This window comes from Acidovorax sp. CCYZU-2555 (assembly GCF_018413525.1).
GTDB lineage: Bacteria > Pseudomonadota > Gammaproteobacteria > Burkholderiales > Burkholderiaceae_C > Comamonas.
Map to the genome: position 1 here is coordinate 25,320 of NZ_JAHCDD010000062.1, position 11,066 is coordinate 36,385.

8 protein-coding genes and 1 pseudogene are annotated in these 11,066 nt (G+C 69.4%); 2 read left to right on the plus strand and 7 right to left on the minus strand.

All coding sequences use genetic code 11. The annotated features are described in order from the left end of the window. The first annotated feature begins 84 nt into the window (after positions 1-84). Positions 85-1,548: a GGDEF domain-containing protein gene (locus KHY18_RS19585; RefSeq protein WP_249729245.1), complete on the plus strand. Its 1,464-nt coding sequence runs from the start codon at positions 85-87 to the stop codon at positions 1,546-1,548. Here the strand turns inward: KHY18_RS19585 and KHY18_RS19590 are convergent. The 5 genes and pseudogenes from KHY18_RS19590 to KHY18_RS19610 form a co-directional block, all read right to left on the minus strand. Beyond that, on the minus strand, positions 1,525-2,604 hold the full coding sequence (locus tag KHY18_RS19590; protein ID WP_213303736.1) for a zinc ribbon domain-containing protein: 1,080 nt from the start codon (positions 2,602-2,604) through the stop codon (positions 1,525-1,527). The two genes, KHY18_RS19585 and KHY18_RS19590, sit on opposite strands and share 24 nt — an antisense overlap. Before the next feature lie 41 nt (positions 2,605-2,645). Further along, positions 2,646-3,962, minus strand: a pseudogene (locus tag KHY18_RS19595) (MFS transporter); the annotation flags it as partial. Positions 3,963-4,006: 44 nt separating this feature from the next. Then, the gene (locus KHY18_RS19600; RefSeq protein ID WP_213303742.1) at positions 4,007-4,828 is read right to left on the minus strand and encodes a PhaM family polyhydroxyalkanoate granule multifunctional regulatory protein; all 822 of its coding nucleotides are present in this window, start codon (positions 4,826-4,828) and stop codon (positions 4,007-4,009) included. 122 nt (positions 4,829-4,950) lie between these two features. Next, positions 4,951-5,451, minus strand: a complete 501-nt coding sequence (locus KHY18_RS19605; RefSeq protein ID WP_213303745.1) for a copper chaperone PCu(A)C — start codon at positions 5,449-5,451, stop codon at positions 4,951-4,953. An 82-nt stretch (positions 5,452-5,533) separates the two neighbouring features. Further along, complete coding sequence (locus tag KHY18_RS19610) at positions 5,534-5,914, minus strand: hypothetical protein (protein ID WP_213303748.1); 381 nt, start codon at positions 5,912-5,914, stop codon at positions 5,534-5,536. A 107-nt stretch (positions 5,915-6,021) separates the two neighbouring features. Between KHY18_RS19610 and KHY18_RS19615 the strand changes: the two genes are divergently transcribed. Further along, positions 6,022-6,669, plus strand: a complete 648-nt coding sequence (locus KHY18_RS19615; RefSeq protein WP_213303751.1) for a glutathione S-transferase family protein — start codon at positions 6,022-6,024, stop codon at positions 6,667-6,669. Positions 6,670-7,015: 346 nt separating this feature from the next. Here KHY18_RS19615 and recD read toward each other — a convergent pair whose 3' ends face one another. After that, positions 7,016-9,118 (minus strand): exodeoxyribonuclease V subunit alpha, encoded by a 2,103-nt coding sequence (gene recD / locus KHY18_RS19620; RefSeq protein WP_213303754.1) that lies wholly within the window; start codon positions 9,116-9,118, stop codon positions 7,016-7,018. Then, positions 9,115-11,066: 3'-5' exonuclease (locus KHY18_RS19625; RefSeq protein WP_213303756.1), on the minus strand; the 1,952-nt coding region annotated here is incomplete at its 5' end. The genes KHY18_RS19625 and recD, both read right to left, overlap by 4 nt.

Sequence of the window (11,066 nt, forward strand, 5' to 3'; positions counted from 1 at the left end):
CTGTCCTGCTATCTGACAAGAGTTGACAAACCCTGTCGCAGCCCACCGCTATATTGGCCGAGACCACGGTTTCTCGTCCAATAAATGCCTCTGCCCTCTTTTGTCTCCGCTGCGCGCAACGCCTCGCTGCCCGCGCTCGCCCCGATGGCGAGCGTCATGGGCCTGGGGCTGTGCCTGTTTGTCGCCTGTCTGGCGGGCATACTGAGCCGGCCCACGGGTTTTCTGTCTTCGTTCTGGCCCGCGAATGCGGTGCTGCTGGGCATGCTGCTGCGCTGGCCGGCACTCGCGCAAAAAGCCTCCTGGCTGATCGCTCTGGTGGTCTTCGTGCTGGCCGACCTGCTGACCGGCAGCAGCCTGCTGGCCGCGGCCTGGCTTTCGGCCGCGAACCTGTGCGGCGTGGCCTGCGGCTGGTGGTTTCTGCACCGCCTCGACGCGCCACGGCTGTACCTGCGGCGCCAGACTTCGGTGCTGTATCTGCTCGTCGGCTGCACGCTCGCCGCCGCGGGCTCGACGCTGGTCGGCGCGGGCACCGGCCCCATACTGTTCCATGCCAGCTGGGCCGAGACCGCGATGATGTGGTTCAGCACCGAGCTGATGAACTTCATGCTGATCCTGCCGCTGATTCTCAGCATCCCGACTTGCAGCGCCAGCCACTGGTTCGCACGCGCCAGGTCGCGCGCGTCATGGACCCTGGCCCTGCCCTTGCTGTCCGTGATCGCCACCGAATACGCGGCGATCACGCTGGGCGGCCCGGGCGCGCTGGCCTTCACCGTGCCGTCGTTGCTGTGGTGCGCGCTGGCCTATCGCCTGTTCACCACGACCTTGCTGAGCCTGCTGGTCTGCATATGGAAAATCGCCACCATCTCATGGGGAATGCTTGAATTCACGCCCGCCGACCTCGACGTCGCGGTGTCGCTGCGGCTGGGCCTGACGCTGCTGTCCATGGGACCGCTGGCCGTGGCCTGCTCGCAGCTGGCGCGCAGCGAGCTGCTGCGCCGGCTCGACCGCGCGGTAAGCCACGACTCGCTGACCGATGTGCTGGCGCGCGGCGCCTTCCTGGCCCAGGGCCAGCGCCTGCTCGAGCGCCTGCAGCACCCGCAGGAGCCCGCGGCCGTGCTGATGCTGGACCTTGACCACTTCAAGCGGGTCAACGACCGCCACGGCCATGCCGCGGGCGATGCCGTGCTGCGCGCCTTCGCCCAGACGGTGGGTGAGGCGTTGCGGCCCCAGGACCTGTTGGGCCGCGTGGGCGGCGAAGAATTCGCCGTGCTGCTGCCGGGTGTGCGCGCCTCGGCGGCGCAGCAGATTGCGACGCGCATCTGCACGGCCGTGCGCGCGCAGCGGCTGGAGCTGTCGCCGGACGTGCAGTTGAGAGTCACGGTGAGCATAGGCGTGGCATTGACCGATGGCACGCCACAGACGCTGGCAGAGCTGCTGCAGCGCGCCGATGTCGCGCTGTACCAGGCCAAGGCCGCGGGCCGCGACGGCTGGCAGCTCAGCACCGCCGACAGCGACAACCCGCAGCTAGAGGCGAGGGTCGGGGTCTGAAGGCAGCTGCGGCGCAGGTTCGACCGCGGCCGGCGTGCCGCACGCATGGCAAAAGCGCGAGAACGTGCTCTTGCGCGTCACGCAAGTGCCGCAGCGGTCGAACAGGCCTATGCCGCAATGCGGGCAGTAATCGATCAACGGGTCCTTGAGATCCACAACGCGCTCGCAACCCGGGCACACGCCCTTGGCCAGCCGCGACAGCGCGACGTCATAGCTCAGCTCCACGCGGCGCTGGGCATCGGGCATGGCTTCCTGGCGCTTTTGCCGTTCGAGATAGCGGTTGAACGCCTGGATGGCCGCTCGCCCCAGCACCACCGTGAGCACAATTCCGACGATATAGCGCACATAGCCGCCGTAATCGGGCAGGTAGGGCACGAGTTCGACGAAAAACGCAAACAGCGCAAAGAAGATGAAGCCCCAGACGAAAGGCCAGGCGTTGCTGCGGCGCTTCTTGGCGAACAACCAGCCCGCGATCAGCAGCAGGGGCAGTGTCAAGGCGAGGCGGTAGAGAAACACGCGCAATTCCTGCGCGCGCTGGGCGGCCTGCCATTGCGCGCGCGCGCCGTCATTGAGCAACCGCCATTCGTTCTCGGCGCGCGACAGCGCCTGTTGGGCATCAAGCTGCTGCTGTTGCTGGGCCTCGACCGCCACGCCCGCGCGGCGCTCGGCATCCTTGAGTTGGTCGAGCGCGCGCGTGCGCGCCAGCAGTTCGCTGTCCTGGTCGGCGCGCTGCGTGGCGCTGCGCGTCGCGACCCAGTTGTCGAACGCTTCGCGCGCCGCGGCATAGGACTTGCGCGCCGCGCGGTACTTGAGTTCGGCCTGCTCGAGCGCGCTGGTCGCCTGGTCGCGCAGCTGCTCCGATGTCTGCTGCTGCAGCCTGACCTGGGCCGCGCGCTCGGGCGGCATGAAGTCTTCGATGCGCTGCACGCTCTCGACCTGGGGCAGATCGCCGACCACCAGGCTGCCCAGCCCGACCAGGAACCAGGCGAACACCACGGCCACCAGCCACAGGCCGCGGCGAAACCATTTCTCGGGCAGACGCAAAGCTTTGCTCATGGATGCTCCTAATGCTCAGGATTCAACAGGCGCGCGCCCCGCACCAGCGCCGCGCAGCGCGACAGGTATTCGGGCACCAGCAGGAACACGGCCAGCGACACCAGCAGGTTGGCGCCAGCGATGATCAGAAACAGCTGCGGAATGCTGCAGCCCGCGGACAGCAGCGCGCCCGCGATCAGGCTGCTGGCGATCATGAACAGCGCATTCAGGATGTTGTTGGCCGCAATGATGCGCGCGCGGTGCGTGGGCTGGCTGCGCAGCTGGACCAGCGCATACATGGGAACGCTGTAGATGCCGACCGCCATCGACAGCAGCAGCAGATCGGCGACCACGCGCCAGTGCGCGGGCTGCGCCAGGAATGCCGAGATATCCATCAGGCTGCCCGGCGGAAGACTGCGCGACGCCAGGTACAGGTCGGCGGCAAACAGGCTCATGCCCAGCGCGCCCAGCGGTACCAGACCGATTTCGACCTGGGCGCGGCTCAGGCGCTCGCACAGCAGCGCGCCCGCGCCGACACCGACGGAAAACACCACCAGCAGCAGCGCCGCGACCTGCTCGTTGCCGTGCAGCACCTCTTTCGCGAATGCCGGAAACTGGGCCAGGAACACCGCGCCGAAGAACCACATCCAGCTGATGCCCAGCAGCGAGCGGAACACCACGGGCTGCGTATGCGCGAGCCGCAGGTTGCGCCAGGTTTCGCTGAACAGATTCCAGTTGATGCGCAGATTGGGGTCGGTCGCCGGCCCCGCGGGAACGAACTGCGCCGACAGCCGGCCCAGCAGCGCCAGCACCAGGCCCGCGACCGCGACCTGCGCATGGCCCACTTCGGGCACGGCGACCAGCAGGCCGCCGGCGACATTGCCCAGCAAAATGGCGACGAACGTGCCCATCTCGACCATGCCGTTGCCGCCCGTGAGCTCGCGCTCGGACAGCACCTGGGGCAGATAGGCGAACTTGGCCGGACCGAACAGCGTCGAATGCGTTCCCATCAGGAAGATGCAGGCCAGCAGCAGCGGCACGTTCTGCGCGAGCATGCCCCACGCGACCAGCGCCATGATGGCGATCTCGAGATTCTTGGTCAGCAGGAAAATGCGCCGCTTGTCCCACTTGTCGGCAAGCTGGCCCGATGTCGCCGAGAACAACAGATAGGGCAGGATGAACAGCGCGCCTATCACCAGGCCGGCGAGCGACGGCGGCAGCCACGACACGCTGAGCTGATAGGTCACCAGGACGGTGAAAGCGAACTTGAACAGGTTGTCGTTCGCCGCGCCCGCGAACTGGGTCCAGAAGAACGGGCCGAAACGGCGCTGGCGCAGCAGCGCGTACTGGTTGGGGCGGTCCGCGCCATCTTCATGCATGCCGGCAATCCTTCAGGTTAAGCATTGCCGGCATTGTGCCGCGATCAGGGCGCGCGGCGTGGAGTCTTGCGGGGCGCCGCCGGGGCTTTCGTCGCCGCCGGCTTGCGTGGCGCGGCCTTGGGCGCGGCCGCGGCGGGGCTCGGTGCGGGCTTGCGCGGCGCGGCTTTCTTGGCCGCAGGCGCCGACGCCTTGGCGGCGGACGCGCCGGCCGCGGCCACAGGCACGGCCTTGGCCAGGTCGGCGGCGGACTGCATCGCGCTGCGCGCGAACTCGCCCGCCATCTGCGTGCCGGCTTCCATCACTTTCTGCCCCGCGGGCTCCTGCAGCGCCTGGGCGGCGATCTGCTGGAACTGCTGGGTCAATGCGCCCCACCATTGCAGCGGGTCGACCGCACCGGGCGCCGCGGCATCGGCATCGGCGCCGGCATCGGCCGCCGCAGGCGCGGCAGCGGGCGGCGGCGTGGCAGGCGCGGGGGCAGGCGCAGGAGGCGCAGGGGTGGGACTGGGTGCGGCCGCGCCCGCCTCGGGCATCTTGAACGGCGAGGCCTTGGCCCAGTCGTTGATGCCGCCCTGCATGCTCTGCAGCGCGGCCAGCGTCATCTTCTGTACTTCGAGCGCCTGTATCGTCGCGGTGAGCGCGCGCCCGTTCTGTTCGAGCCAGAACTGCACGGCGCGCAGCTCCTGGATGCGCTTGTCGATTTCCTCGACGCTGACCGTGGGCGCGACCCACTGCGCCATTCCCGCCAGGGGAGCTTCGGCACCGGCGCCCGCGGCACCGGCTGCGCCCTGCGACAGGCTTTGCAGGAACTCAAAACCGGGAATGAATTTGGCAAAGCCGAAAGGATCGGTACCGTTGGGATTGCTCATCGCCTACCTCGCTGGGGACATGGGACATCATGCGACAACCCCAGCCAGGCCGGGGGGCGCTACCGAGCTTACTGTAACGGCGATCCAGCGATCGCACCACCCGGGCGCGCCCTGTGCGCAGGTCAGTGCGCGTGGCCGTGGCTGTGGCCGGCAGCCGGGGTGGCACCCGCGGGCGCCGACGTCGCGACGGGCAGGCGCAGATTCAGGCGCGACAGCTCGCCCTTGGCGTCCTTGAACTCCAGCGTGACCGGCACTTCGCTGCCCTTGAGCAGCGGCGCCTTGAGCTGCTGCAGCATCAGGTGGTAGCCACCCGACTTGAGTTCGACCGTCTGGCCCGCGGGCAGCGCCAGCGCGCTGATGGCGCGCATGCGCATCACGTCGCCGTCCATCTTCATTTCATGCACTTCGGCCACGCCAGCCGCGGCCGAGCGCACGCCGACCAGCGTCAGCGCCTCCTTGGCCTTGAGACGCATGAAGCCGCCCGTGCCCTGCTGGCCCGGCACCGTGGCGCGTATCCAGGCGCCGTCGACTTCGACATGCGCGGCTTCAGGATGGGCGAAAGCGTTGCCTGCAAAAAGGGCGGCGGCAACGAGGAAAGGGGAAATCCATTGGTTTTTTGTCATGGGAAAGCTCTTGTCCCCTGCGGGGAATCTGTGTGATGAAAGCGTCCGGGGCCAGGCCCGGGAAAAACAAGGGTCTGCGTCATCACACAGGCGGCCCGCGCGCGGGCGGCGGGCAGGCCGAAGGCACGGGCGTCCAGGCCATGGCCGGCGCACGCAGCGGCTGGGCGGCGTGCGGCGCGGCGGCCAGCAGCGCGTCCACCTTCGGCGGCGGCGCGGCCAGCTGCGGCAGGCACTGCGGGCAGTCGAGGCCGTGCAGCGCATGCGCCAGGCCATCCGCGTCGGGCCCCAGCATGTAGCTGCGATGGCCCGCGCCCGAACACACGGCATCGAGACTGCGCGCCTGCACCCAGGGCGTGAACAGCCCGGCAACGAGCACCAGCAGCCAGGCGGCCAAAGTGGCGCGCACCAGCCCCGTCTGCCGCGAGGGCAGCAACGCAGGTGAGGAGGAGCGCAGCCATGACATCCACACATTGTAGGCAGGCCCCGTCATCTGCGTGACGCCGGGCCCGCGCGCCATCGCCTAGCATGGCACGCAGCCCATTCCCTTCCCCCCGCCATCAAGGATTTCCCATGCTCCAGCTCTGTGGTTTTTCTGCCAGCAACTACTACAACAAGGTCAAGCTCGCGCTGCTCGAAAAAGGCCTGGCTTTCGAGGAAGAACTCGCATGGCTTGGCGAAACCGATCCCGCGGCTTCGCCGCTGGGCAAGGTGCCCTATATGCGCACGCAACATGGCGCGCTCAGCGAGTCGGCGGTGATGCTCGAATACATCGAGAACGCCCATCCCGCGCACCCGCTGCTGCCCGCCGACCCGTTCGCCGCAGGCAAGGTGCGCGAGCTGGCGCTGTACCTCGACCTGCACCTGGAACTCGTGGCGCGCAATCTGTACCCGCAGGCCTTCTTCGGCGGCAAGGTCAGCGACGGCGTGCGCGACCGCAGCATGGCCCAGCTCGACAAGAGCGCCAAGGCGCTGGGCCAGCTCGCGCGCTGGAGCCCGTTCATCGCCGGCGACCAGTTCACGCTGGCCGACTGTTGCGCCATCGTCCACCTGCCGCTGGTCAGCGCCGCCAGCAAGATCGTCGGCGGGCGCGACGTGCTGGCCGATCTGCCGGTGCGCGATTACCTCGCGCGCATGGGCGAACGGCCTGCGGTGCAAAAGGTGCAGGCGGATCGCAAGACCAATACCGCGGTGATGATGGAGCGCATGGCGAAGAAGTGAACCTGGATTGAGCGCGGGCCGTTCATCCTTCGACGGGCTCAGGACGAACGGGGGACCAAACACCGACCTCAAACTCCCAATTACCGTTCGCCCTGAGCCTGTCGAAGGGCGTTTGCAGGGCGGGCTGTATGCCTTCCGACGGCTTGAGGCCAGGCCGTTCATCCTTCGACGGGCTCAGGACGAACGGGGGGACCAAACACCGACCTCAAACTCGCAACTACCGTTCGCCCTGAGCCTGTCGAAGGGCGTTTGCAGGGCGGGCTGTATGCCTTCCGACGGCTTGAGGCCAGGCCGTTCATCCTTCGACGGGCTCAGGACGAACGGGAGGCCCAAACACCTTGGAACCTCAATCCACCCAAGGCGCCAACTCATCCAACGGCACCGCCACCGGCGCAACGCGCGCCACCAGCGCCTGCTGTTCGAGAAACCGCAGCAAGCCGCTGGCGCGCTGCGTGGGGCTATGGATGGCCGTGGCCAGCAGGCCAGGCGCCTGGGCCATCAAGGTGAAGGCTTTTCGCGCGCGCGTGATGCCGGTGTAGACCAGCTCGCGGCCCAGCACGCTGCCCGCGTGGGCCGACAGCACCAGCGCCGTGTGCTCGAATTCAGAGCCCTGGCTCTTGTGCACCGTCATCGCGAACGCGGTCTCGACATGCGCGAGCCGGCTCACGCCCACGGCGCGCAGTTCGGGTCCGTCCATGAAATAGACGCGCAGTCCGGCGCCCGCTGCGGCACCCGGCAAGGCCACGCCTATGTCGCCGTTGAACACGCCCAGCGCCGCGTCGTTGCGCGTGATCATCACCGGCCGCCCCGCATACCATTCGCCGCGCGGCGTGATCGCGCCCTGGGCATCGAGCGCCTTTTCTATGGCGCGGTTGAGCCCGGCCACGCCCCACTCTCCTTCGCGCACCGCGCACAGCAGGCGAAAGCGTTCGAACGCCGTGAGCACGTCGCGCACCCAGGCGGTGTGCGCTTGCGCGCCGAGCGCGGGCGCGGGACGCGCGGCCAGCGCCTGGGCAAACGCCTGGTAGTTGACTCGTCCGGGCGCGGCTTCCACCGCCATCTGCCAGACGCTGTGCGCGGGCGTGCCTTCGCGCAGGCGCAGCACGCCGCCCTCGCCGGCCTGCAGCAGCGCCAGCGCACGCACGCTGTCGCCGGTGTTGACGGCCTGGGCCAGCTGGCCGATGGGGCCGCCAAAGCGCCGGCTGGTGCGCAGCATCACGGTCTGCTGGGCCAGCGGCAAGGCGTTGTCGGCAGCGGCGAGATAGGCAGCGGGCAAATGCTGTCCGGCCGCGGCCAGCGCATAGCGCGCGGTCTCGGGCGTGTAGTGGCCGGCTTCGGCGCTGCGGCACAGGTCGCCCAGCACGGCGCCGGCTTCGACCGATGCCAGCTGGTCCTTGTCGCCCAGGAACACCACGCGCGCCGTCGCGGGCAGGGCGTCGAGCAGCGCGGCCATCATTTCGAGGTGGATCATCGAGGCTTCATCGACGATCAGCACGTCGATGTCGAGCGGCCGGCCATGGTGGAACGCAAACGCGCGCGTGTCGGGGCGCGCGCCCAGCAGCGAGTGCAGCGTGCGCGCCGCGCCCACGCGCTGCACCAGCGCTTCGAGATCGAGCGCGCCGCCCAGGCTTGCGTGCAAGTCCTTGAGCGAAGCGTCGATCGACTGCTTGAGCCGCGCCGCGGCCTTGCCCGTGGGCGCGGCCAGCGCCACGCGCAGCCGTTCGGGCTCGGGCGCGGTCGCGAACAGCAGCGCCAGCAGGCGCGCGACCGTATAGGTCTTGCCCGTTCCCGGCCCGCCCGTGATCACCGAGAAGCGGCCGCGCAGCGCGACCGCGCAGGCCAGGCGCTGCCAGTCGAACGCCTCGGGCGACGGCGCGAACATCTTGTCGAGCCAGTTCTTCACTTCGGCCGCGTCGACCGGCAGCACGGCCGTGCTGCGTTCGGTGATCTGCGCCGCGACCTGGCGCTCGTAGTCCCAGTAGCGGCGCAGATAAAGCAGGGGCGCATCGGCCGGGCCGCCCAACACCAGCGGCTGGCCCTGGTCGGGCGCACTGTCGGCAACGCGCACCAGCGGGCTGCGCGCCAAGGCCTGCTGCCACGGCGCAAGCCGCGCGGGCAGTTGCGCCCAGAGCGCGTTGAGACTGTCCTGCGCATCGGCGGGCCAAGCCAGCACCGCGTTCGGATCGGCGACCAGCGTGGCCAGCGGCAGGCAGCTGTGGCCGCGGCCTTCCATCTGCACCAGCACGGCCGTGGCGACCAGCAGTTCGGGCGCGGCCTCGGCATCTTGCGCGGCGATGAAGCGCGCCAGCGCGGTGTCGAGGTGGCGCAGCAGGCCTTGCTCGCTCCAGTCGCGCAAGATGGCGAGCACGTCGAGGGGCAGGGCCGGTGCCGGCGCCGCCGGTTCGGGCTCGGCAAACAGATCGAAGGTCAGGTTGTCGACGGGTCTCATGGCAGTTCGGCTTCCATCTCAAGATCTGGCGCATCCAGCAGCGCGCCCAGCGCGTCGAGCAGCGCCAGCGAAGGCGGCACGACATGCATGCCCAGCGCCGGACCGTCGATGCCGCGCACGAAGAAGTACAGCGCGCCGCCGAGCTGGCGCGCGGGATCGTAGGCATCGCCCAGCCGGCTTTGCAGCAAGCGGTGCAGCGCCAGCAGATAGAGCGCGGCCTGCACGTCGTAGCGGTGGGCGGCCATGGCCTCGCCCAGCGCGCGCTCGTCGTAGGCCGCGGCGTCACGGCCCAGGAAGTTGGTCTTGTAGTCGAGCACCCAGTAGCGGCCGTCGTGCTCGAACACCAGATCGGCAAAGCCCATCAGCATGCCGTGCAGCTGGCGCGCGGGCAGCGCAGGCCGGGCCTGGCCGGGCAGCAGATGCTGCTGGCACAGCCTGTCGATATCGGGCGCGGGCAGGCGCGCCGCGGGCAGCCAGAACTCCATTTCGGGCAGCACCTGGTCCAGCCCCGACAGCGGCACGCCCAGCGGCGCGAGCGGATGGTGGACCACGGCTTGCAGCCACTGCAGCAGATCGGCGGCCTGGGCCGCGCGCCCGGCGCGTTCGCTGCGCTGCAGCAGGCGCTGGGCCAGCGGGCCCTGGCCATCGGCTTCGAGCGCAAAGCCTTCGCCGGCCAGCCATTCGAGTTCGTCGTGCACCCAGTTGCCTATGACCGGGCCTTTCATGAAGCGGTGCCAGACCGCGCCCTGCGAAGGCGTAGCAGCCACAGCCACTGCGGGCTCATCGGTCTCCATGGGCCTTTCGTCGTCGGCCGGCTGCTGCAGCGGCACGGGCGAGACCGGCAAGGTGGGCGCGGCCAGCGCGCGCACCAGCGAGGAGAAGCTGCCTATGCCCCAGCGCCGGTCGAACTGCGCGGCATAGGGCGGCGCGTCCAGCAATTGCGGCGGCGCTGCGCGCGCCTGCAGCAGGCTGCGCGCGGGCGCGTCCTGCACCGACTGCCACTGCACGCTGTGCGGGCCCGCGCTGAACGCGTCGAGCAGCGCGCGCCAGTCGTCGGGCGTGCGCTCTTCGGGGCCGGCCAGCGCATAGCCGGTCGCGCTCTTGTGGTTGATGGTGGTCGTGGCCTTGCTGCGCGCGGCCTGCAGCATGGGCAGGCCCAGCCACAGCGCATGGCGAGCGCGCGTCAGCGCCACGTAGAGCAGGCGCAGGTCTTCGCGCAGGCGTTCGTCGTCGGCCTGGGCGAGTTCGGCGTCGTCATAGTCGAGGCGCAGCGCACGCCCGCCTTCGGGCCGGGGCAGGCTCACGAAGCGGTCCATGCGGCGGTTGATTTCGCGGAAGCTGCAGGCAAAAGGAAGGAACACCACGGGATACTCGAGCCCCTTGCTCTTGTGCACCGTGACCACCTTGACGAGATCGGCGTCGCTTTCGAGCCGCACGATCTGTTCGTCGCTGTGGCTGCCTTCGCCCGCGCACTGCATGGTGAGCCAGCGTATCAGCGCATGCTCGCCTTCGAGCTGGGCGCTGGCGCTCTGCAGCAGTTCGGCGAGGTGCAGGTAGTTCGTCAGCCGGCGCTCGCCGCCGGTCTCGGCGAGCCAGCGCGCGGGCAGATCGAACTGGTGCAGCGTCTGGCGCAGCATCGCCAGCACGCCCTGGCCCTGCCACACGCCCTGCAGCACGCGCAGCTGCTCGCAGCGCGTGTCGAAAGCTTCGTCGTCGGCCGCAAGCCAGCCGAGTTCGTCGAGCGACAGGTCGAGCAGGCGCGTCGCCAGGCCCGCGCGCACGGCGCGCGCATCGCGCGGCGCGGCGACCGCGTGCAGCCACACGACGAGGTCCTGGGCTTCGCTGCCCGCGAACACCGATTCGTTGTCGGACAGATAAACCGAAGCCACGCCGCGCGCGCCGAGTTCGCGCCGCACGGCGCGCGCCTCGTTGCCGGTGCGCACCAGCA

Excerpts from the sequence above, each read along its gene's own strand:
- KHY18_RS19585 (WP_249729245.1), top strand. The coding sequence starts at position 85 with ATGCCTCTGCCCTCTTTTGTCTCCGCTGCGCGCAACGCCTCGCTGCCC.
- KHY18_RS19590 (WP_213303736.1), bottom strand. The coding sequence starts at position 2,604 with ATGAGCAAAGCTTTGCGTCTGCCCGAGAAATGGTTTCGCCGCGGCCTG.
- KHY18_RS19600 (WP_213303742.1), bottom strand. The coding sequence starts at position 4,828 with ATGAGCAATCCCAACGGTACCGATCCTTTCGGCTTTGCCAAATTCATT.
- KHY18_RS19605 (WP_213303745.1), bottom strand. The coding sequence starts at position 5,451 with ATGACAAAAAACCAATGGATTTCCCCTTTCCTCGTTGCCGCCGCCCTT.
- KHY18_RS19610 (WP_213303748.1), bottom strand. The coding sequence starts at position 5,914 with ATGTCATGGCTGCGCTCCTCCTCACCTGCGTTGCTGCCCTCGCGGCAG.
- KHY18_RS19615 (WP_213303751.1), top strand. The coding sequence starts at position 6,022 with ATGCTCCAGCTCTGTGGTTTTTCTGCCAGCAACTACTACAACAAGGTC.
- recD (WP_213303754.1), bottom strand. The coding sequence starts at position 9,118 with ATGAGACCCGTCGACAACCTGACCTTCGATCTGTTTGCCGAGCCCGAA.